Source organism: Candidatus Egerieousia sp. (assembly GCF_056211015.1).
Genome location: NZ_JBAELF010000027.1, coordinates 1 through 21513, shown reverse-complemented (window position 1 = coordinate 21513; position 21513 = coordinate 1). Strand labels below are relative to the sequence as shown.

Annotated in this window: 20 protein-coding genes and 2 pseudogenes; 13 read left to right on the top strand and 9 right to left on the bottom strand. The window is 46.9% G+C overall.

The window, feature by feature from the left end:
- Positions 1–216, top strand: a 216-nt coding sequence (locus tag AC06L3_RS01965; RefSeq protein WP_475668949.1) for a hypothetical protein, incomplete at its 5' end; no start/stop codon positions are given.
- A 562-nt stretch (positions 217–778) separates the two neighbouring features.
- Here the strand turns inward: AC06L3_RS01965 and AC06L3_RS01960 are convergent.
- The 4 genes and pseudogenes from AC06L3_RS01960 to AC06L3_RS01945 form a co-directional block, all read right to left on the bottom strand.
- Positions 779–946: pseudogene (locus AC06L3_RS01960) on the bottom strand (helix-turn-helix domain-containing protein); the annotation flags it as partial.
- A gap of 17 nt (positions 947–963) precedes the next feature.
- Positions 964–1299 (bottom strand): annotated as a pseudogene (locus AC06L3_RS01955) (DNA alkylation repair protein); the annotation flags it as partial.
- Between the two features lie 17 nt (positions 1300–1316).
- A complete protein-coding gene (locus tag AC06L3_RS01950) occupies positions 1317–2306 on the bottom strand; it encodes a WaaS/CpsH family glycosyltransferase (RefSeq protein ID WP_475668948.1) in 990 nt (329 codons plus the stop codon).
- A gap of 188 nt (positions 2307–2494) precedes the next feature.
- Entirely contained in the window at positions 2495–2836 is a 342-nt protein-coding gene (locus AC06L3_RS01945; RefSeq protein ID WP_475668947.1) for a DUF3276 family protein, read from the bottom strand.
- A gap of 99 nt (positions 2837–2935) precedes the next feature.
- On the opposite strand from AC06L3_RS01945, the gene AC06L3_RS01940 reads away from it, so the two are divergent.
- Genes AC06L3_RS01940 through AC06L3_RS01900 form a run of 9 tightly spaced genes read left to right on the top strand, consistent with a single transcriptional unit; the run spans position 2936 to position 9827 of the window.
- Positions 2936–3898: a transcription antitermination protein NusB gene (locus tag AC06L3_RS01940; RefSeq protein ID WP_475668946.1), complete on the top strand. Its 963-nt coding sequence runs from the start codon at positions 2936–2938 to the stop codon at positions 3896–3898.
- Positions 3899–3931: 33 nt separating this feature from the next.
- Positions 3932–4240, top strand: coding sequence for a preprotein translocase subunit YajC (yajC, locus tag AC06L3_RS01935; RefSeq protein WP_475668945.1), 309 nt, complete (start codon positions 3932–3934; stop codon positions 4238–4240).
- A 46-nt stretch (positions 4241–4286) separates the two neighbouring features.
- Positions 4287–5201 (top strand): CdaR family protein, encoded by a 915-nt coding sequence (locus tag AC06L3_RS01930; RefSeq protein WP_475668944.1) that lies wholly within the window; start codon positions 4287–4289, stop codon positions 5199–5201.
- A gap of 22 nt (positions 5202–5223) precedes the next feature.
- Positions 5224–5895 (top strand): dephospho-CoA kinase, encoded by a 672-nt coding sequence (gene coaE / locus AC06L3_RS01925; protein WP_475668943.1) that lies wholly within the window; start codon positions 5224–5226, stop codon positions 5893–5895.
- Positions 5896–5911: 16 nt separating this feature from the next.
- Positions 5912–6658, top strand: a complete 747-nt coding sequence (locus AC06L3_RS01920) for a TerB family tellurite resistance protein (protein WP_475668942.1) — start codon at positions 5912–5914, stop codon at positions 6656–6658.
- 17 nt (positions 6659–6675) lie between these two features.
- Positions 6676–7101: a DUF5606 family protein gene (locus AC06L3_RS01915; RefSeq protein ID WP_475668941.1), complete on the top strand. Its 426-nt coding sequence runs from the start codon at positions 6676–6678 to the stop codon at positions 7099–7101.
- A 7-nt stretch (positions 7102–7108) separates the two neighbouring features.
- Complete coding sequence (rimO, locus tag AC06L3_RS01910) at positions 7109–8485, top strand: 30S ribosomal protein S12 methylthiotransferase RimO (protein WP_475668940.1); 1377 nt, start codon at positions 7109–7111, stop codon at positions 8483–8485.
- A gap of 26 nt (positions 8486–8511) precedes the next feature.
- Positions 8512–9261, top strand: coding sequence for a 3-oxoacyl-[acyl-carrier-protein] reductase (gene fabG, locus AC06L3_RS01905; protein ID WP_475668939.1), 750 nt, complete (start codon positions 8512–8514; stop codon positions 9259–9261).
- A 23-nt stretch (positions 9262–9284) separates the two neighbouring features.
- A complete protein-coding gene (locus AC06L3_RS01900; protein WP_475668938.1) occupies positions 9285–9827 on the top strand; it encodes a dihydrofolate reductase in 543 nt (180 codons plus the stop codon).
- 15 nt (positions 9828–9842) lie between these two features.
- Here AC06L3_RS01900 and AC06L3_RS01895 read toward each other — a convergent pair whose 3' ends face one another.
- From AC06L3_RS01895 to recG, 3 genes are all read right to left on the bottom strand, one after another.
- Positions 9843–10712: a YicC/YloC family endoribonuclease gene (locus tag AC06L3_RS01895; protein WP_475668937.1), complete on the bottom strand. Its 870-nt coding sequence runs from the start codon at positions 10710–10712 to the stop codon at positions 9843–9845.
- A 15-nt stretch (positions 10713–10727) separates the two neighbouring features.
- Positions 10728–12401: a glutamine--tRNA ligase/YqeY domain fusion protein gene (locus tag AC06L3_RS01890; RefSeq protein WP_475668936.1), complete on the bottom strand. Its 1674-nt coding sequence runs from the start codon at positions 12399–12401 to the stop codon at positions 10728–10730.
- A gap of 103 nt (positions 12402–12504) precedes the next feature.
- Entirely contained in the window at positions 12505–14622 is a 2118-nt protein-coding gene (recG, locus tag AC06L3_RS01885; protein WP_475668935.1) for an ATP-dependent DNA helicase RecG, read from the bottom strand.
- Between the two features lie 87 nt (positions 14623–14709).
- Here recG and pdxA point away from each other — a divergent pair, with 87 nt between their 5' ends.
- The 3 genes from pdxA to AC06L3_RS01870 are packed head-to-tail and all read left to right on the top strand — an operon-like array spanning position 14710 to position 17303.
- On the top strand, positions 14710–15792 hold the full coding sequence (gene pdxA, locus AC06L3_RS01880) for a 4-hydroxythreonine-4-phosphate dehydrogenase PdxA (protein WP_475668934.1): 1083 nt from the start codon (positions 14710–14712) through the stop codon (positions 15790–15792).
- A gap of 3 nt (positions 15793–15795) precedes the next feature.
- Complete coding sequence (rnhA, locus tag AC06L3_RS01875) at positions 15796–16284, top strand: ribonuclease HI (RefSeq protein ID WP_475668933.1); 489 nt, start codon at positions 15796–15798, stop codon at positions 16282–16284.
- Positions 16284–17303 (top strand): NAD(P)H-dependent glycerol-3-phosphate dehydrogenase, encoded by a 1020-nt coding sequence (locus tag AC06L3_RS01870; RefSeq protein WP_475668932.1) that lies wholly within the window; start codon positions 16284–16286, stop codon positions 17301–17303. The genes rnhA and AC06L3_RS01870 overlap by 1 nt, the downstream gene beginning before the upstream one ends.
- A 1-nt stretch (position 17304) precedes the next feature.
- On the opposite strand, the gene AC06L3_RS01865 is transcribed toward AC06L3_RS01870, so the two are convergent.
- Both AC06L3_RS01865 and AC06L3_RS01860 read right to left on the bottom strand, forming a co-directional pair.
- A complete protein-coding gene (locus tag AC06L3_RS01865; RefSeq protein ID WP_475668931.1) occupies positions 17305–20391 on the bottom strand; it encodes a UvrD-helicase domain-containing protein in 3087 nt (1028 codons plus the stop codon).
- A 3-nt stretch (positions 20392–20394) separates the two neighbouring features.
- A partial coding sequence (locus tag AC06L3_RS01860) for a RecB family exonuclease (protein WP_475668930.1) occupies positions 20395–21513 on the bottom strand: 1119 nt, incomplete at its 5' end.

Genomic DNA, 21513 nt, shown 5'->3' with positions numbered 1-21513 from the left:
GTACGGGAATATGTCGAGGATGCCTGGAATGATATCATCGTGAACGATATGCAGCGGCTTAGCGTCCGGAGATTGTCGAATGCTTGCAAGGACTTCTTCGCCAAGTGCGTGGAGTTCGAGAAGGTCTGGAATGAGAATGAGGAATCCGCTTTCTCTCTGTTCAACGACGAGTGGCGGGCCCGACCATCTCCATGTTGCCGGCGAAGACCTTCCTAAGGTCAGACGTAAGGCCGGTCCTTTCCGCGACCCTGTCGAGAAGCCAGGTGGCTCCGTACATCCTGTCAACGTCGTCGGCCTCGTATGCGACACGCCTGCTGACGTGAATCTGCATCTTGTAAATGGTCTCTGGTTTGACCGGTCTGCCTGTTCTCATTGCCGCTATATTTATTAGCACAAATATACTAATAAATAACGAGAGTTACAAGGGTTTTGTGATTTATTTTCAGCGAATTATGAATTTTTAGTACAAAAGCTTGAAAAACTCGGAGAGGCTATCGTCGTAATCATTGGTATTGTCGCCTCCGAAGGAGCCGCCAGCCCGATTGTTTTCTCCGTAAGAACCGGCAAGGATATGATGTTGTGTATTCAATGTGATGAGTTTGCACGCGGGCTGCACGTACATTCTCGGTCTGTCTGTTTGAGGGGATTGGATATGCATCATACTCGCAGATAATAAGTCCTGCGAATTTACGCAGATTTCACGACACAGCCATAGAAAACGTACATCGGTATTGGGATGCAAAAGCATACGTCTCCTGAATAATTAGGCTGGGAACGGTCAAACTCCAAGAACCACGGCCGGTGATATGCCAAGAATCCGGCATATGTTTTGGGCCAACTCGAATGTGGGATTGCATTTCCCGGCAAGGAGTTCGCTGATTCTTGACTGGCTTGTACCCAGCATTCCGGCAACATCCTTTTGAGACAGTCCCTGCTCAAACATACGCTCTTTGAGACATTCCTGTAAAGGAGAGTCCTGTCCTTGTCAAGCAACCAGGCTCCTAGAATCTCGTAGCATGAAAGGTCAACCAGATCCCAGTTATTGATATATTTTGTGTGAGAAAGATAATATGCAACACATGCTCTCTGCAATTCAATATCCTTTTTTGCATGCTTGAAAATCTGGACCAGCGTAAGAAGCGCAGCCAGGCGCACATCTTTCCATATCCTTTTCACAACTTCGCACGTCACCGGAACTTTTATTCCAAGGAACACGTCCCCCTCACCATACTGCCCCGGGCCTGTCTTGAAGAAACGGGAAAGTCCTTCCACCTGCGATGGGTCCCTCATTTGAATCATCTAGTCATATAGTCTGCTCATCTGGAAAGTTGTTGGTCTATGAAGTGGAGGAGGTGGCGGGGCGAGAGGCTGTCCTTGAGCTCCTTGGGGTAGTGTACAGGGGTGGCTATCCATTCTTTGATGTCTTCAGGGGTGACGGTGGAAAGGATGTGATGGCCATCGCTGTGGAAGAAAGGGGAGTCCTTTATGGCGCAGTTGTTGGTTATGAGGTGCTTGTCGTATATGATGCTTTCCCATAGTCTTGGAGTGTGGCCGTCGGCACCTTCCTGCATTATTTCAAGAATGCATTTTGACCTGTACATTCTCTCAAGATTCTCTGTGTAGGATATTGGCTTTGAAAGATATCTTATGCCGTTGAGGCGGCCTGCATGCACAGGCATTCCAAGTATGTTGAAATCGCATTTAAGACCGGCCTTTGTGCATAGCTGGAACACTTCGTGCACCTGATGGTACCGGGATTTTGCGTGTCCGCAGAAATATACGTCACTTGCAGGAATGCCGGGATTGTCATTTATTTCTACTCTGGACATAGGGGTGGGGTGGAAGAGCAGTCCTTCACGATGGGCCTCGCCGCGGTCGTAACTGATTATAATGTCAAACTTGCTCCGGGCTTCTTCAAGGTCAAAGGAGTAATGGCGCGATATGAGGTCCTGGAGAAACAGAACGAGTTTCACGCCGGGGTATGTCTTCCTGAGGTACTCTGTATAGTTTGATCTGTAAACCTTGTGGGTGTTGCCGAAGAAAAGGAAGCACAATGGCTTGTTGTCGGTGAAATGGTGGGGGTAGAGGTGCGGGAAAACGTATCCTGCAAACGGAGTCCTGATAAGTTTGTTCGGAATCTTTGCAAAATTCCAGAGGACAGCCTGCTTCTCCCAGAATGTCCTGAAACCGCTGTAATGGCTGCTGTGCCAGCTTACCTGTGGTGAATCCATTATATCCTTGTATCCGGCCTGGTAGTACCCAGGGCGTCCTGCTATCACATAATTGTATTCAAATTCATCCGTCATAAGCTTCATTCGCCTGATAATCCGTGAAATGGTTAAAATTCGTCACGATGTCAAAATTACAAAAAAATACTATGATTTTATAATTTTGATGCCACACAGACTGCACGTATGCATTGGCGTGAAATGCAAAAAGGCGGCCGAAAGACCGCCCTATAAAAGGTTCTTGTTCCTTTATGCATTGAAATGCATTAAAGCTTGTCAAAATCAACGTCTGTGAAATTGCCGCCCTCTGAATAGTTGCTTTCAGTTACCGGACATTTCGCTTTTATGAAATCAATGACTTCAGCAAGAGATTCAGTGAATTTCTCGAAGTCCTCCTTGTAGAGGAAGATCTTGTGCTTGTCATAAACGAACCTGCCGTCCTTCTCAACCCTTCTCTTGCTTTCTGTGATAGTAAGATAATAATCATTGCCTTTTGTGGCTTTAACATCAAAGAAGTAGGTCCTTTTGCCTGCCCTCACCGGCTTTGAATAAACGTCATCACCGCTTCGCTCAAACGCAGCTGAGCTTTCTAAATCTTCCAAATACATAGCTAGTTTGTTAAATTTTCTAAAAGTTTGACAAAGATAGAATTTTTTTTGCTTGTAAAAGCCTATCTTTGCAAATATTTTGGAATAAAGTATGTTTCTATGTTGAACAGACGTTTGATAAGGGTAAAGGTTTTTAAAGTTCTTTTCAGCAAGATTGCCGCCAATATGCGCAACGAGGATGCCGCAAAGGCAGATCTGCTCAATTCCTGCGAACAGACCATTGACCTTTTTTACTTCCTTTTAAGAATTCCGGTTGAGCTTAAGAAAATAGCACGGACAAAGATAGACAACGGAATGCGCAAGTTTCATCCTACAGAGGAGGAGGCGCATCCTAATCTCAAGTTCGTGAACAACAGATTCATTTCAATCATTGAGAATGATCCCGCTTATTGCAAGCTTCTTCAGAAGAAAGGTCTTTTGTGGGATGCCGAGGACAGTTTCCTCAGGAAAATGTATGCATCCGTTGTGGCAAGTGAATATTTCACGAACTACATGAACTCTTCGAATGACAGTCTGGAGGAGGATGTTCAGCTGATACGCGCAATTTTTGAATCAGAGTTCGAGGACAACGAAGCCCTTGAGGACATTCTCGAGGACAGAAGCCTGATGTGGATGGACGACATGGTTTATGCCGTGAATCTCATTCTCAAGAACCTTGGAGAAATTGCACGTAGCGGCAAGGTCCCCAATGTCAAAGTGTTTGCAAAGGAGGATGACAGGGAGTTCGCTCTCACCTTGCTCAGCCATTCAATGGCCAGGTACGATGATTATATCTCACTGGTTTCATCACATATTTCCAACTGGGAACCCGAAAGACTCGTATCCACGGATATGGCTCTTATTGTAATGGGCATTTCCGAGGCGGTTGCCTTTGAAACAATACCTGTAAAGGTTACCATAAATGAATATGTGGACATCTCCAAGTATTACAGCACTGCAAACAGCAAGTCCTTTGTGAACGGACTTCTTGACCGTATCATTCAGAAACTGCTGAATGACGGTACAATAGTGAAGACAGGCCGCGGACTTGTTGGCGGTCTGGCAGGCGCAGATGAAAAATAAACGGCAAATATTAATTGAATAAATAAAACAGATATGATTTACACATTTTTACAGGCTCAGGGTGGTTCCAATATGAGTTTCATCATTATGATGGTCCTTATTTTCGTTGTAATGTGGTTCTTCATGATCCGCCCTCAGCAGAAAAAGCAGAAGGAACTTGCCAAATTCAGGAATGAACTCAAGAGGGGTGACAAAATAGTGACCATAGGCGGAATATACGGCGAGGTTGATGAGGTTGATGCCGATAACCCCACCATTCTCATTAAGGTTGCTCCTGATGTGAAGCTCAAGGTTGACAAGAGCGCTGTTGTAAAGGACATGTCTGATGTTCAGACCAGGTAATACAGTACGTTCCATTTTAAAAAAGGTGAGGGACAATGCCGGTCCAATGGCTGTCTCTCTCCTTTTGGCTTTTTTCATGTGGGGTATCCTTTATCTTTCAAAGGATTATGTCACTTCTTTCGATTATACGGCCGAGGTTTCGTCCAACCTCATACACAGAGCCCATACAGGCGTTTCCGTGAAGCCTGTTACAATAGCGGTGCGGGCAAGCGGCTTCAAGATCATCAAAAGATATTTCTTTTCCTCAGCTGAGGATCAGGTGGTGCGCTTCTACGTTGATGGAAAGCATCTTTTCCACTCAAGGACAAATCCTAACATCTTCATGGCGCTCTCAAAAACAATCACGGACGATGTGAAAAATTCCATGGGCAATGATTTTGTGTTCGAGCGAATGATTTCCGACACTCTGTTACTTGAATTTCAGCATCAGGTAAATAAGAAGGTTCCTGTGATTCCGGATATGAAAGTGTCTTTCAAGGAACAGTACACATCTGTCCGCGGATTGCAGCTTTCCACCGATTCAATTGTTCTGTACGGAGATTCCACCGTTGTTGCCAGAATCAATGAAGTGCATACCTATCCGCTGAGTCTGAACAATCTTTCACGTGACAGACGCGGACATGTTTTGCTTCTTAATCCATCGGGAGTGGATTATTCAAGCAATGATGTGTCATATTCAATAGATGTTGAAAGGTTCTTTGAGGCGCAGATCCCTCTGTACATAGAGCCCAGACATTTTCCACAAGGGAGGAGTGTGTTCTTCACACCTAATCAGGTTACAGTAAAGTACAGGCTTCCTTTCAGCCAACGCAGACCTCTGGATGCCAGGGATTTCGATGTTTATGTAGATTATCGAAAACTCATTGATGGCTCATTCGCCCGGGTGGAAGTAAGGAGCAACGACAAGAACGTGTTCGGCCTTGAATGCGAGCCGCAGTTCGTTCAGTGCAATTTCAATTGATGTATTAAAGCTCTCTCGTTCCATGGGAATTTACAGGCATGACATTTCAGGAAACAAGGAGAACCTAACTGCCGTACTGGGCATTACCGGAGGAATAGGAAGCGGAAAGACATACGTTTCCAATATTTTCGCTCATATAGGCGTGCCCGTATATGATTCCGACAGCCGGACAAAGTCATTGTATGTTTATGGTTCAGAACTGGGAGAATCATTGTGCGCACTTTTGGGAGATGATATATTCCGGGACGGGGTTTTCATGCCAGAAGTGATGGGTCCCAGGATCTTCTCAAATCCTGGATTGCTCATTGAGGTTGAAAGACTGGTTCATCCGGCCGTTATGGACGATTTCATCCGCTGGAAGAATTCTTTTGCAGGCAAGGTTCCTTACGTTATGATGGAGTCCGCGATACTGCTTGAGAAGCCGTTCGTGAAGCGGTTCACGGACAGGACGCTCACGGTCACAGCCAATCTTGAAACAAGAATTCAAAGGGTCATGAGGCGTGACAATGCATCCTGCGAGGCTGTCCTTGCCAGACTCAATAAACAATGGAGCGATGAGCAGCGTATTTCCTGCTCGGATTTTGTTATATTTGCAGACAATAACACAGCCTTGCTGCCGCAGGTGCTTCAGGTTCATTTGCAGATGCTGGAATTCGCAGGCAGCACAATAAATAGGAACGGATTTAATAATTAATTGAAAACCAGACGGGATGGGACTTGGTAAATGGTTGATGGGCGCTTTCGGATGGGCTATGTTCGGCCCTATAGGAGGCATTGTAGCTTTTCTATTAGGCAGCTGCTTTGAGACCATCAGCATTGCCGCTTCACGTTCTTCTACCGGCGATGACTCATACAATTCTTACAGCAGCACTGAGCAGAGGAACAGTTTCATGATATCCCTTCTGGTCCTGAGCGCCGCCGTAATGAAGGCCGATGGCAAGGTGATGCGCTCCGAACTTGATTACGTGAAGAAGTTCCTGCGCGATAACTTTGGTGAGGAAGGGGCTGTTAATGCGCTCAATGTTCTTAAGGAACTTTTGCAGAAGGATTTTGAGCTGTCAGAGGTGTGCATTCAGATACGCCAGTTCACCAATATATCCCAGAGATTGCAGCTTTTCCACTTTCTGGCCGGAATAGCAAAGGCCGATGGTGTTGTAAGCAATGCGGAACTTGAAGTGCTCAAGCGTATATCTCAGTTCCTGGGAATTTCGAATGCCGATGCCGATTCGGTTCTTGGAATGTTCGGCACCAGCATCGAGGACGCTTACAAGGTGCTTGAAGTAAGTCCTGAGGCCACAGATGATGAAGTCAGGAAGGCTTACAGGAAAATGGCAATGAAGCATCATCCGGACAAGGTTGAGTCACTTGGAGAGGATGTACGCAAAGCAGCGGAAGAGAAATTCAATAAAATCCACGAAGCATACGATCAGATAAAGAAAGAGCGTGGAATTCAATAACAATAACAAAGAGAAAAATGAAAACAGATCTTAGAAAGATTCTTTCAATCAGCGGTGAGAGCGGATTGTTCCTTTATGTTCAGCAGGCTAAGAACGGCGCTGTGGTTGAATCATTGACAACAAAGAAGAGAATGTGTGCAGGCTTGAGCGCAAAGATGAGCTCGATGGCCGACATTGCCATATATACGGATGAGGATGAAATCAAGCTTGCGGAACTTTTCCTCAAGATGAAGGATGTACTTGGCGATAATCCTGCACCGGCAAAGAAGGCCGACCAGAAGGAGCTCGTTGCATTCTTCGAGAAGGCTCTCCCGAATTATGACAGGGACCGTTTCTATGTCTCTCACATGAGAAAGGTGGTTGAATGGTATAACCTTATAAAGGAATATGCTTCCCTGGACTTCATGACAGAGGAGGAAATGGAGCAGGCAGACAAGGAATAGGGCGAAAATGACTGCAAGGAAGAAGCCGCACATATTGGTGATTACAATGGGATGCTCAAAGAATCTTGTGGATTCGGAGCATCTCATGCGCCAGTTCGATTCATACGGGATTGAACTTCTGCCTTCAGACTATTCCATAGATAACACGGATTCAAAGGATGCTGCCGGAAGTTTCATAGACTGCATAGTCATAAATACCTGCGGCTTCATTCAGGACGCAAAGGAAGAGTCCATTTCCATGATATTCAAGGCCGTTTCGGCCAAGAAGGCCGGTCTGGCAGGAAAGATTCTTGTCTTCGGATGCCTGAGCCAGCGTTATTTTTCAGAACTAAAGGAAGGGATTCCTGAGGTTGATGCGTTTTTCGGCGCTTTCAACATAAAGGACGTGGTGGAATATCTCGGTTTTGATTACAGGCCTGAACTCTGTACATCCAGGTATCAGACCACCCCCAAGCACTACGCATATCTGAAAATCAGCGAAGGATGCAACAGAAGATGCGCATATTGTGCTATTCCGTTCATACGCGGTCCGCACGTTTCCATTCCAATGGAGGAACTTGAAAGGGAAGCCCGGGAACTTGCGGCAAACGGCGTGAAGGAACTCATTGTCATAGCACAGGATACTACATATTACGGTCTGGACCTCTATGGCAAACGTATGCTTGCTCCGCTGCTGGAAAGACTTTCGGCCATCAAGGGATTAGAATGGATAAGGATTCACTATTCATATCCGGATGATTTTCCGGAGGATGTGATAGAGCTGATGGCAAGCAATCCCAAGATTTGCAAATACCTTGACATACCTCTCCAGCACAGTTCCAACACCGTTCTCAAGAACATGCACAGGGGCATAGGTTCGGCTCGGACGCAGAAACTGATTGACAGCTTGCGCCAGCGTATTCCCGGCATAGTTCTGAGAACAACTCTCATTGTAGGATTCCCCGGCGAGACAAGCCGTGATTTCAACTCGCTCCTTGACTTTGTTGCCAGAAACCGTTTCGAGAGGCTTGGAGCGTTCACATACAGTCAGGAGGATGGTACATACGCCGCAGAGCATTACAAGGACAATGTGCGGATGTCAACCAAGCGGAAACGCTATGAGAAACTGATGGAACTTCAGTCTGCTATTTCAGCCGCGGCAAATGAGGCAAGACTTGGGAGAATTGAAAAGGTACTCATAGACAGGATTGAGTCGGATTTCCTTGTTTCCAGGTCACAGCATGAGAGCCCTGAGGTAGATGGCGAAATTCTGATACCAATGTCTTCCTGCAGAAAAGTGTATGGAAATTTGAATCCTGAGTCCTTAATAGGTAAATTTGTTGACGTAAGGACAGTTGATTCGGATGAGTATGATCTTTATGCCGAAATGGTCCTTTCAAATTGACAACAATTGAAATAACACTTGAAACTATGAATAAACTTCTTGAAGGAAAAAATGCACTTATCACAGGTGCTGCAAAAGGAATAGGCAGGGCAATTGCCATCAAGTTCGCTTCCGAAGGTGCGAATGTTGCCTTCACCGATCTTGTTATTGACGAGAATGCACAGAAAACAAAGGCGGACGTTGAGAGCTATGGCGTCAAATGCATTGCCATTGCTTCAAACGCAGCCGATTTCCAGCAGGCTCACGATGCAGTTGAAGCAGTTATGAAGGAGTTCGGCAGAATTGACATACTCGTTAACAATGCCGGCATTACAAAGGACGGACTCATGCTCAGGATGAGCGAGGCACAGTGGGATGCGGTAATCAATGTCAATCTCAAATCCGCTTTCAACTTCATACACGCAATCTCTCCTGTAATGATAAGGCAGAGAGGTGGCTCAATCATAAACATGAGCTCTGTTGTAGGTGTTCACGGAAATGCCGGACAGTGCAATTACTCATCTTCAAAGGCCGGTATGATTGCACTTGCAAAATCCATTGCGCAGGAACTCGGCCCAAGAGGCGTAAGAGCCAATGCAGTTGCTCCGGGTTTCATCATTTCTGATATGACACTCAAACTCTCTCAGGAGGTTCGTGACGCATGGGTTTCAAAGATTCCTCTCAGACGAGGCGGTACCCCTGAGGACATTGCCGATGTGTGCACTTTCCTGGGCAGTGACCTTTCATCATTCGTATCAGGACAGGTAATCTCCGTTTGTGGCGGAATGTCAATGTAGTTGCCGAATCCTGTATTTGCAGTATGAAAAAGATTGTTATTGTTGCATTGGCCAATGACAATGCAATAGGTGCCGGCAACGATCTGCTGGTTCATCTGAGCGCAGACCTCAAGCGTTTCAAGGCCGTGACAACGGGGCATCCTGTAATCATGGGCAGAAAGACCTTCGAGTCCATTGGCAAGGCGCTTCCGGGCCGCACCAATATAGTTGTCACTTCCAATCCCGATGCATTCATGCAGCAGTACGGAAGCCAGCCTCTTGCAGCCAATAGCAAGCTTTTTGCAGTGAAGGACCTTTCACAGGCCTTCTCACTTTCTTCCACCTGCGATGGTTCCGATACCTGTTTCGTGACAGGAGGAGCCAGCATATACCAGCAGTGCATCGATATGGTTGATGAACTGGATATCACAAGGGTCTGCAAGGACTGCCCCGAGGCGGAGAAGTTCTTCCCTGCCATCGCTGTGGAAAAATGGAAAATGGCTGAAGCCGGCGAGTGGATGGAGGAGCTTGATAAAAAATCCACCTCTGTCCTGAAATTCCGGTTCGAGAGGTGGATAAGAAAATAATACTTGAAGGAGCGGTTACAGAATGTTGAGTGACTGCTCCTTTATTTTTTCAAGTTCGTCCTTCATCCTTACAACCAGCTGCTGGATTTCGGCGTTGTTGGCCTTTGAGCCCATTGTGTTTATCTCGCGGCCCATCTCCTGTGCTATAAAGCCCAGTTTCCTGCCCGGAAGCGTCTCATTGTCAATCGTGTCCATGAAGTACTTGCAGTGCTGGCGCAGGCGAACTTTTTCTTCGTTGATGTCAAGTTTCTCTATGTAGAAGATCATTTCCTGCTCGAGCCTTTCAGGATTGCCGCCCTTGCATACTTCCTCAATCTTGCTCTGAATCCTTTCCCTTATCATAGGAACCCTCTGTGGATCTATTCTCTCAACTTCTGCAAGATATGAAAGAATGTTCTCAACCTTGCCTGTTACATCGTTGTAAAGTGTTGCGCCTTCCTTTGCCCTGAATGCGTTCAGATTCTCAACGGCTTCCTTGATTGCCTTGTCCATTGCTGTCCAGTCGTTCTCGGTGAATTCCGACTTTGCCGTGTCAATTACATCTGGCATTCTCAGGACAGTTGCCGCAAGATTGTCAGGTTCCCAGATATCGGCTTCCTTGAGGATGTTGCATATCTGGCTGTAATAATGCAGGAAGGCTTCCTTGTTTATGTTCTTCAGGCCTGAAGTCTGCCCGGGGGCAAGATTGGCAAAAAGGTCTATGCTTCCGCGGCTGAGTTTCTCGCATATATATTTCCTTATTTCAATTTCCTTGTCACGTGGTACGAGTGATGACTTTATGCTGATGTCCGCGTTCTTGCCGTTTACAGACCTCAATTCAACAATCACCTTTCCAATTGACAAATCGCATTCGGATTTGCCGTAACCTGTCATTGACTTTATCATATTGCCTGTTGAATTCTATTTCTTGAATGAATCCTTGAGACTTACGGTCTTGTTGAACACTGCCTTCTCCCCGGTTGAATCCTTGTCCTTGAAGAAATAACCTGTTCTTTCGAACTGAACGGCTATGCCGCTCTTGTCCTCAAGCAATGCAGGCTCGGCCAGTGCCTTTGTTACAACCATTGAATCAGGGTTGAGGTAGTCCTTGAAGTTCTTGTCCTCAGGGATATTGCCCATGTCAGGCTCAGTGAAAAGACGGTCAACGAGCCTTACTTCAATCTCCTTAGCATGCTCACAGCTCACCCAGTGGATAGTACCTTTAACTGAACGCCAGGTGCCTGATGCAGGATGTGTGCTTGGATCGTAAGTGCAGTGCAGTTCAACAACATTGCCTTCTGCATCCTTGATCACCCCGTTGCATTTTATAATGTAGGTGTATTTCAGACGTACCTCTCCGTCCGGTTTCAGGCGGAAATATTTCTTTGGCGGCTCCTCCATGAAGTCATCGCTGTCTATGTAAAGCTCGCCTGTGAAAGGAATCCTTCTTTTTGCTCCTTCAGGATCCGCAGGGTTGAGAGGTGCCTCGAACCATTCCACCTTGCCTTTCTCCCAGTTGGTGATGACAAGCTTTACAGGTTTGAGCACAGCCATGTATCTGTTGGAGCGTTTGTTGAGGTCCTCCCTTACGCACCATTCCATGAGCGAAAGGTCTATGATGTTGTCTCTCTTGGCAACACCCACCTTCTCGGCGAACATCCTTATGCTCTCAGGAGTGTAACCTCTTCTCCTGATGCCGCAGATGGTAGGCATGCGAGGGTCATCCCATCCGTTTACAATGCCTGTGCGTACAAGCTCCAGAAGCTTTCTCTTGCTCATGACAGTGTATGTGAGGTTGAGTCTTGCGAACTCGTACTGATGGCTTGGGAAAATGCCGAGCTGCTGGATGAACCAGTCGTACAGAGGCCTGTGAACGTCAAACTCAAGAGTGCATATGGAGTGGGTGATGTGCTCTATGGAATCGCTCTGTCCGTGCGCATAGTCGTACATAGGGTAGATGCACCATTTGTCACCTGTTCTGTGGTGGTTTGCGTGAACTATCCTGTACATGAGAGGGTCGCGGAACATCATGTTAGGATGAGCCATGTCAATCTTTGCGCGGAGCACCTTTTCACCGTCCTTGTAAACACCGGCGCGCATCTCGCGGAAGAGCTTGAGGTTCTCCTCAACGCTTCTGTCCCTGTAAGGGGAGTTGGTGCCCGGAGTGTTCACCGTACCGCGTCCAATCCTGATTTCCTCCTGTGTCTGGTCATCAACGTATGCAAGACCTTTCCTTATCATCTCCTCGGCCCACTGGTAGAGTTGCTCGAAATAATCTGAAGCGTAGAACTCGTTGGCCCAGTCGAATCCAAGCCATTTGATGTCCTGCTTGATGGAATCAACGTATTCTACATCCTCCTTTACAGGGTTGGTGTCATCGAACCTGATATTGGTCTTTCCACCGTATTTCTGTGCAAGGCCGAAGTTGAGGCAGATGCTCTTTGCGTGGCCAATATGAAGGTAGCCGTTAGGCTCCGGCGGGAACCTGGTCTGTATGGATTCATGCTTTCCGCTCTTCAAATCATTTTCAATAATTTCCTCAAGGAAATTCAACTGGCGCTCAGGAGCAGCCTCGGTGTTCTTTATATCTTCCATATACACTAATTATGTTCAAATGTTGTAATCGAGTGATTAATCACTACAAAATGCAAAATTAATCTTTGACAAGCACAAACACAAATCCAATGCAAGGCTGCAATCAGCTGATCTGTGAGAAATCCACAGGCTGTCCGCCGTTGACTTTGAGAATCCGGAGCATCGTGCGTAAAAGTGCGTTGCCTTGACTCGACAGATCGGGGTCCTTTTCAAGCAATGCGCTTGCATATCTGCGGGAATCCTCCAGAATCTGGCCGTCGCTTCCTAGGTTTGCAATGTTCAGTTTTATTGCAAGACCGCTCTGCACTGTTCCGTCAAGGTCTCCGGGACCCCTCATCTTCAGGTCCGCTTCGGCCAGTTCGAAACCATCTGAGGTGTTGCACATCAGTTCAATCCTCCGGCGGCTTTCCTTGCTCAGGGCATATCCTGTCATAAGTATGCAGTATGACTCGTCAGAGCCACGTCCCACACGTCCCCTGAGCTGGTGCAACTGGCTCAGACCGAACCGCTCCGCACTCTCAATCACCATTACGGAAGCGTTCGGTACATCAACCCCAACTTCAATCACGGAAGTTGCAACCAGTATGTGCGCCCGTCCGTTCTTGAAGAGTTCCATATCGTATGCCTTGTCCTCATTCTTCTGTTTCCCGTGGACCACTGCAGTTACATAGTCAGGTGCCTTGAATTCATTTACAATAACCTGATAGCCTTCCTCAAGGTTCTTGTAGTCCATCTTCTCGCTTTCCTTGATAAGCGGATAAACCACAAAGATCTGACGTCCGAGGCGTATCTGTTCGCGCATGAAATCGAATACTTTCCTGCGCTGGTTTTCCATTGCGTGAATGGTTCTGACAGCTTTCCTTCCTGGAGGCAGTTCGTCTATGACAGAAACATCGAGGTCTCCGTACAAGGTCATTGCAAGGGTGCGCGGAATAGGGGTGGCTGTCATTACAAGTATGTGCGGCGGCATTCCGTTGTTCTTGTTCCAGAGTTTGCTTCTCTGCTCAACTCCGAATCTGTGCTGCTCATCTATCACGGCCAGACCAAGAGAGTTGAAAACTACATTGTCCTCAATGAGAGCATGGGTTCCTACCAGTATGTGAGTCTCACCATCGGCAAGTGAGGAAAGAATGTGCTTTCTGTCCTTCTGCTTGGTGCTTCCTGTAAGAAGAGCCACTTTGACCCCGGTCTTCTGCAGGAATTTGGTCAAGGATGCAAGATGTTGCTGTGCAAGCACTTCGGTTGGCGCCATTATGCAGGCCTGATGCCCGTTGTCAATAGCCAGCAGTGCGGAGAGCAGGGCAACAAGAGTCTTGCCGCTTCCAACGTCGCCCTGCAGCAGACGGTTCATCTGGTGTCCGCTCTTCATGTCGGAATGAATCTCGCGTATAACCCTTTTCTGAGCGTTCGTTAGCTGGTATGGAAGAGAGTTGTAGCAGTCGTGGAAGTTCTTTCCAACGTGCTGGAAAATGAAACCGCTTCCTGCACGTGTGTTTATGCATCTCTGTTTCAGAAGCCCCAGCTGGAGATAGAACAGCTCCTCCCATTTGAGTCTCAGCCTTGCCTTCTGCAGAAGCTGCTGGCTTCCGGGAAAATGAATCTGGTACAGCGCATCGGCAAGAGGCATCAATCCTTTGTCTGCAATTATCTTTGCAGGAAGCGTTTCCTGAATCTGCCCTTTGACCTTTTCAAGTGCGGCCTCCTGAAGTTTTGAAATGAGCTTGTTGCCAATGTTGTTGGCCTTGAGCTTTTCCGTTGAGGGATACACCCCCATCAGTGCGCATCCGCCCGGAAGTACATTCTCCGTTACTGGCGTAAGTTCAGGGTGCACAAGGTTCACGCTTCCATTGAAGTCGCTCGGCCTTCCGAAAGCAATGTATTCCCTGCCTACGGCAATCTTTGACTCTATCCACCTGGCTCCCTTGAAGAACACCAGCTCAAGCATTCCAGTGGGATCCTCCATCATTAGTACAAGACGCTGGTTCTTTGGCGTATTGCCCACAGTCTGCATGCTGCGGATGCGACCTCTGACCTGCACGTATGCCATGGAGGGCACCAGATCCCTTATTGCATACACAGTGCTTTTGTCAACATATCTGAAAGGAAAGAAATGAAGCAGATCCGATATGGTTGAAATGTCCAGCTCTTTTTTCAGAATCTCGGCTCTTTTGGGACCCACACCGCTCAAATATTGTATTTCTGTCTGTAGTACGTTCTGCATCCTCTCAATTTTTTCCACTGCGATGGCAAATTTAATAAATCACAGAAAATTTTACTAACTTGCAAAGTTTTATTTTTATTTGGAAAAATGTCGGAAAACAATAAACTCAGAATAGGAATCACACAGGGCGATACCAACGGAATAGGCTATGAGGTGATAATCAAATGCCTCTCGGATGCCAGGCTTCTTGATATGTGCACTCCTGTAATCTACGGGAGTTCAAAATCTTTCGGATTCTACAGGAAACTCATTGCCGAGACCGAGAACATAGTCACAAATGTAATTGCCACAGCCAAAGAGGCTCACCCTAAAAGGGTTAATATAGTGAACTGCGTGCCTGACATGCAGATTGAACCGGGCCAGCTAACGCACGATGGTTCGAAATCGGCTATTGCCGCACTGGAAAAGGCGGTTGAGGAGATGAAAGCCGGATATATAGACGTTCTTGTCACCGCTCCTTTCAACAAGAGGGCGGTCAACCAGGAGACTTTCCATTTTCCGGGCCATACCGAATATCTGGTGAATGAATTCGGACAGAAGGAAGGCGTAATGTTTCTTTGTGCCGACAAGATGAGGGTGGGAGTGGCCACCAATCATCTGCCAATAGCAAAGGTTCCGGGGGCATTGAGCGAAGATCTGATTCTTAGCAAGCTGCGCATCATCAACGAATCACTGAAAAGGGATTTCTGCATAGTGAAACCAAAGATTGCAGTACTTGGATTGAACCCGCATGCGGGCGACCGCGGATTCCTCGGCTCAGAGGAAGCAAATATCATTTCACCGGCAATAGAGAAAGCGGGGCGGGAGGGCATACTTGCATTCGGACCATATCCGCCTGACGGTTTCTTTAGCATAAACATGCAGTACAAGTTCGATGCTGTCTTTGCAATGTACCACGACCAGGGGCTCATTCCTTTCAAGTCGATTGCCTTTGACGCAGGAGTGAACTTCACCGCCGGTCTTCCGATTGTAAGAACCAGCCCTGACCATGGAACAGCCTTTGATCTTGCCGGCAAGAACAAGGCCAATCCTCAGTCAATGATGAGCGCCATATATATGGCAATGGACATATACCGCAATAGGATCAGATACGACAGGATGCACGCCAACCCCATGCCTGTGAAGGAATTCGAGGCGCCAAGGGAGAAAGGCCCTAAAAACATTGCCTGAGGCGTGAATCAGGACAGGACAATATTCATATACAGCGATGGCTCAAGCCGCGGCAATCCCGGCCCGGGAGGCTACGGGGTCATATTGCAGTACGGACCTCACGTCAAGGAGATGTCCGCCGGCTATGCGCTTACCACCAACAACAGAATGGAGCTGCTTGGAGTGATAGTTGGTCTTGAGACCTTGAAATATACAGGCTGCAATGTCCGTATAGTCTCAGACTCGAAATATGTGGTTGACGCAGTGAACAAAGGCTGGCTTTTCTCCTGGGAGAAGAAGAATTTCGCAAAACAGAAGAATCCGGATCTCTGGAAGAGATTCCTTGAAGTATATAGAAAGCACAATGTGGCTTTCACTTGGATAAAAGGGCATAACAATCATCCGCAGAACGAGCGATGTGACCATATGGCGGTTGCCGCAGCGCTTGATTCCACTTCATTGCTGGAAGACAGCTGGTATGTTTGTAACGCCCTTGAAACAGATGCACAATAATGGACACAAAACAATTTTTCGACAGGGATAATCTCAGATTTGCAGTTATAGGAAGCGGAAGCTGGGCTACCGCTCTTGTTACTCTGCTTCTGAATCATAATGAGAAGGTTGGCTGGTACATACGTAACAGCAAGACCATAGAAAGGATAAGGGAGGAGGAAAGGAATCCCAAATATCTGCGCTCGGTATATCTCGACCCTTCAAGGCTGCTCATGAGCAGTGATGTGAACGAGGTGGTTGAGAATGCGGACGTGCTGGTTTTCTGTACACCTTCCGCATATTTCCTTGGCATTGCCAACCGGATTGAATCATCTCTTGAGGACAAGTTTCTGATTTCCGCCATAAAAGGTTTCGTGGGCGAAAAGAATCAGACAATTGCTGAATATTTTCATTTTGAAAGAAACATACCTTTTGACATTATCGGTATAATTAGCGGGCCTTCACATGCGGAGGAGGTTGCCATGCACAAACTCTCGTATCTGACTCTCTCCAGCAAGCATGTTGAGAATGCGAGGGCTCTTTGTGACATTTTCGGGTGCAGCTATATAAAGACCAAGCCGGGAACTGACATATACGGAGTGGAATATACGGCAGCTCTCAAGAATATTTACGCCATCGCCAGTGGAATGTGCCATTCCCTGGGCTATGGAGACAACTTCATGGCTGTTCTGATGACCAACGCCTACCATGAAATAGCCGAGTTCCTCAACGCCACGCACCCCGATGCATCAAGGGTGCTTACAACTTCGGCATATCTGGGAGACCTGCTTGTAACAGGATATTCCCAGTTCAGCAGGAACAGGACCTTCGGAAGCATGGTTGGCAAGGGATATTCCGTAAAAAGCATTCAGGCGGAGATGAATATGGTTGCCGAAGGCTACTATGCAAGCCGCTGCATAAACGAGATAAACAAGGAATTCAGGGTTGACATGCCTATTGCAGAGGCTGTTTATCAGATATTGTATGAAGAGCGTTACGCTCCTTATATCATAAAGCAGCTTACCGAAAAGCTCTGGTAAACTATCTGACTTCCTCAACTTCGTTTCCTACATACCAGATGTAACCTTTCACATTGGTGCAGCCCATCTGCTCCAGCAGTTTCATATAAGCTTTCACCTGCCTGCGGTATTTGAATATGGAATTGCCAGCCTTTCCGAACTTGTAGTCAATGACAGTTGCATCCGTTCCGCCGTTCTCATTCTTGCGGAGAATCATTCTGTCGGGGCGGCAAAGTTCACCATCGGGGCTCGTTATGCCTGTTTCATTGAGAATCCTGGTTCCGGCCGCATGCTCAGCCCTGTTCCAGAACCAGCCGTAAAGGCGTACCTGATTGGTGTAATCCCTTATCCTTTCACGCAGCTCGGAATCTTCAATGCTTTCAACGTCTTCAATGTACTGAACCCTTGCAAAGGCATCGTGGAGGAGAATACCCTTGTCCCTTATTGAAAGTTCATTGTCATTTATGTACGAGTCTGTGAGGGCGGTTACCGTCCTGGACGGGTCCGGAGTCCGGTCAAAGGCTTTCTCAAGTTTCAGGCTCATGCTTGCGTTCTTTTTCTCGCTTTCCATAGGACCGCAGAGCTCTCCGTACGAATAGCTCTTTATTGAACGTTGCGTATCTTCAAGATAACTGAACCCTGACTTGAGCCCGCAAGGGTCGTTCAGACTCCGGGTGTTCTGAAGGAATGAGAGAAGAATGTCCTTGCTGTCTTCCTTTGCCAGGACATAAAGTGCACTTTTCGCCCTTGTGAATGCCACGTATGCAATGTTTATGTTGTCAACCAATGATTCGGCACATTCGTTCAGGTAATCATCCTTGAAGAGTGACTGCTTGAGTGCCTTGCCGGGTCTGACATTCATAGGCAGGTCATAATCGAATGTGGAATTAGCACTGGAACTCCACAGATCCTTGCCGGAGGAAGCGGGCTTGAATTCAAAATACGGAATTATAACAGCCTCGAATTCCAGACCTTTGGATTTGTGGATGGTAAGGATGTTCACCGCATTCCTGTCAGATGCTGAGGATATTTTCTGAGCGTTTCCTGAATCGTTCCACCATTTGAGGAATGCCGGAAGCGATGCGCCGTTGCTGCGGCTGTATTCCAGGATGCTGTCAAGCAGCGAGCAGAGGAACTGTGAATTGTCCCCGGCCTTGTCCTTGAGTTTCTCCCTTATTATTGTTTCCGCCATCTGGTAAAGTGAAAGGGATGAGTAACGTTCCATTTCCTTCTCACTGAGAAGATGGCTTCCCTCAATGCCTGAGAGCAGTCTGTGGGCCTGGCGGCAGATGTCATTCGAATGGTCTATCTCTTTCAGATAGTCAATGACCGAGCTTACCGCACCGTTGCTTCCAAGCGTAAGCGTGTCAACCGTGGCAACGCTCATTCCTTCCTGCATCAGTCTTGAGGCTATTTCCTCGCCCTGAGCATTAGTTCTGGTGAGAATGCCTATCTGTGATGGAAGATATCCGTGAGCACAGAGAAACTTCACTTTTTCAACAAGTGTTTCAAGCACGGGGCAGTATGAGACTTCAACATAGCCCTTCTCTTTCCTGTTGTTGAGCCTATTACTCAATTTCTGAGTGCAGTCAGAATAAAGAGACTCTATGTCTATTATGTTGCCTGAATCCTCATTGCCAATATTGGCGGCAAAATATTCATAGAACTCATTGTTGAATGCAATGATGTTGCCCAGGGTTCTGAAATTGTTCTCAAGCGTTTCATCCTTGCTGTGCATTCCGAACAGATCCCGGACTTCCTGTCCGAGAATCTTCCAGTTCGAATTCCTCCAGCGGTATATGCTTTGCTTGACATCTCCTACTATAAGGTTGGAGTTGCCGTTTGAAAGGCTTTCGTGCAGCAATGGAACAAAGTTCCTCCATTGCAGGTTGGATGTGTCCTGGAATTCGTCAAGAAGGAAGTGCTTGAGATATGTACCAACCCTTTCATAAATGAACGGGGTCTGTTCACCGTCAATGATGGCGTTCAGCAGCTTGGTTGATTCCGGCAGAAGGATTATGTTCTTTTCAACGCAGCATTCCGTCATATAGTTCCTTACCATTCCAAGGAGGCCCCAGACATACACATTGTTCTCCAGCATTGAGGCAGTATTGTAAATGGCGTAACCGTTTCTGTAAAGAGCAATTATCTCCTTTACGTTACGCATCAGACCGGCATCCGCTATCGCAGTGAAATCCTTTCCCTTGACGCCCCATGCACCGATATTGTCCTCCAGTTTCAGAAATGAATCGCTCATTGGCGGCATGCTGTGTCTGGTTCCTGCATTGATTATCTTGTCATAGAGCTTGAACGGGCTGGCTGAACCCCCTTTGAAAGATGCTGTGGTCAGATTGAAACTGCCCATAAGCTCCAGTCCCTGCTTTGCCAGTTCAAGCGCCCTTTCATTGAACTCCTTCCTGCACTGCCTGAACTTTTTCTGCAGATTCTCTATCATGGCCATTCTCTGAGCAGGAGTCTCATCAGCATTCGAATCCAGTGAGAAGTTTTCGGAAAGAAGAACTGTAGCCGTCTTTGCTATTTCATCCTTTACCCTCCAGCCCTTTCCGTTATCTATTCTGTCAAGTGAATACTTGACCAGCCAGTCCAGAAGCGTACTGTTGCTTTCATCTTCAAGTGAGGCGTACATTCTGTCAACGGCGGCCTCTATCACGCTGTCGTTGTCCAGTTCAATGTTGTAGCTGTACTGGTGACCGAATTCCTTGGCAAAGGTTCTCATTATACCCTGAAAGAACTTGTCTATTGTACTCACGTTGAAAGATGAATAGTCATTGAGTATCCTTACCAGAATTGTCCTCGAACGTTTTGTAAGCGCCTCCTGCGGATTTTTTTCACAGGCTATTGCCGGCAGCTGGATGAATTCATTGAAATAAGCGGATCTGCTGCAGTCGCTTGCCAGGATGTGAAGTTCCTTGATTATCCTTTCCTTCATCTCCTCCGTGGCCTTGTTTGTGAAGGTAACGGCCAGAGTATGCCTGTATTCATCCTCTGGATTCTCAAGGAGCATTCTTATGTATTCCTTGGTTAGAGTGAATGTCTTACCGCTTCCTGCGGAAGCCTTGTATATTCTAAGTTTCTGAGTACTGCTCATAGTCTATCTTTTGCAAATTGATTTGAACGGACACCATCCGCAGATCTTCGCCCCCTGTGGCGCCTGTGTGAAAGGAATTTCAGGATTGAAAATGCTAGCCAGCGTTTCAGAGATCTTTGTCTTGAAATCGTTGATTTCCTCCTTGCTGACATAGCGTGTCTTAACGCCGTCCTCGCTCAGCTTCCCAACCTGGTAAACTGACACGTTGACATCACCATCAATCTCTTCCTCCAACTGCATTATCATTGCATAGAAATACAGCTGGAACCAGGTCTTGTATTTGAATTCCTCTCCCGGAGCTGGGAAGAGGCTGAACGGAAGACTGCTGGCGTCATTTTTGTCAATGTCCTCCACGTTGCCAGTCTTGTAGTCTGAAATCCTGAGCATCCGGTGAACAATGTCGGCCCTGTCTATGTATGCTATCAGGTTCACCCCTTCAAATTCCGGCAGCCATTTCTTTTCGCTGTATCTGTATCTGAAAGGAGCGAATGATTTGTCACGCTCAAGTGTGAGTTCAAGATATTTGAGAAGAACTTTATACACTATTATGTTCTGCCCCCTGATATGTCCCAGATTGTTTTCAGCGAATATTCTTTCCAGGTTCTTCAGAATCAACGGATCTTCCATTCTCAGACTGCGTATAATCTCCTCCAGGTCCTTTTCGCTCACCTGCCTGCCAACGTATGGTTCATAGATTGCCTGCATGGACTGGTGGTACAGATTGCCGAAAGTGTTCGCCGCAATGTCTTCATCTATCTCCTGCTCCTCATTCAGGCCTTCCACGCTGTTGAGGTAGAATTTCAGCGGACATGAAAGATAGGTCTTGAGTGAACTGGCGGATATGTATTTCCCGTTTTCCTTTCTGCAGAATCTTTCCAGTTTCTCCATTATAGCCTGAGTCTTCTCAACCTTTATTTCAGAATTGTCCTTTGAGGACATGATAGGGTTCTGTGTGGTGAATTCGTTGATCTTCACATTGTGGTGATACTTCAGCTGCTTTACAAAACGGCTCACTTCACCGTTCTTCATTCCGTCTGTTCTGGTATCATAAAGCAGCCAGATGTTCTCGCATCTGTAAATGCTTCTGTAGAAATGGTATGCTGCTATTGCATCGGCCTGCTC

Bases quoted from the DNA above. Each gene is read 5' to 3' on its own strand.
- AC06L3_RS01950 (WP_475668948.1), bottom strand. From the start codon at position 2,306: ATGACGGATGAATTTGAATACAATTATGTGATAGCAGGACGCCCTGGG.
- AC06L3_RS01945 (WP_475668947.1), bottom strand. From the start codon at position 2,836: ATGTATTTGGAAGATTTAGAAAGCTCAGCTGCGTTTGAGCGAAGCGGT.
- AC06L3_RS01940 (WP_475668946.1), top strand. From the start codon at position 2,936: ATGTTGAACAGACGTTTGATAAGGGTAAAGGTTTTTAAAGTTCTTTTC.
- yajC (WP_475668945.1), top strand. From the start codon at position 3,932: ATGATTTACACATTTTTACAGGCTCAGGGTGGTTCCAATATGAGTTTC.
- AC06L3_RS01930 (WP_475668944.1), top strand. From the start codon at position 4,287: ATGGCTGTCTCTCTCCTTTTGGCTTTTTTCATGTGGGGTATCCTTTAT.
- coaE (WP_475668943.1), top strand. From the start codon at position 5,224: ATGGGAATTTACAGGCATGACATTTCAGGAAACAAGGAGAACCTAACT.
- AC06L3_RS01920 (WP_475668942.1), top strand. From the start codon at position 5,912: ATGGGACTTGGTAAATGGTTGATGGGCGCTTTCGGATGGGCTATGTTC.
- AC06L3_RS01915 (WP_475668941.1), top strand. From the start codon at position 6,676: ATGAAAACAGATCTTAGAAAGATTCTTTCAATCAGCGGTGAGAGCGGA.
- rimO (WP_475668940.1), top strand. From the start codon at position 7,109: ATGACTGCAAGGAAGAAGCCGCACATATTGGTGATTACAATGGGATGC.
- fabG (WP_475668939.1), top strand. From the start codon at position 8,512: ATGAATAAACTTCTTGAAGGAAAAAATGCACTTATCACAGGTGCTGCA.
- AC06L3_RS01900 (WP_475668938.1), top strand. From the start codon at position 9,285: ATGAAAAAGATTGTTATTGTTGCATTGGCCAATGACAATGCAATAGGT.
- AC06L3_RS01895 (WP_475668937.1), bottom strand. From the start codon at position 10,712: ATGATAAAGTCAATGACAGGTTACGGCAAATCCGAATGCGATTTGTCA.
- AC06L3_RS01890 (WP_475668936.1), bottom strand. From the start codon at position 12,401: ATGGAAGATATAAAGAACACCGAGGCTGCTCCTGAGCGCCAGTTGAAT.
- recG (WP_475668935.1), bottom strand. From the start codon at position 14,622: ATGCAGAACGTACTACAGACAGAAATACAATATTTGAGCGGTGTGGGT.
- pdxA (WP_475668934.1), top strand. From the start codon at position 14,710: ATGTCGGAAAACAATAAACTCAGAATAGGAATCACACAGGGCGATACC.
- AC06L3_RS01870 (WP_475668932.1), top strand. From the start codon at position 16,284: ATGGACACAAAACAATTTTTCGACAGGGATAATCTCAGATTTGCAGTT.
- AC06L3_RS01865 (WP_475668931.1), bottom strand. From the start codon at position 20,391: ATGAGCAGTACTCAGAAACTTAGAATATACAAGGCTTCCGCAGGAAGC.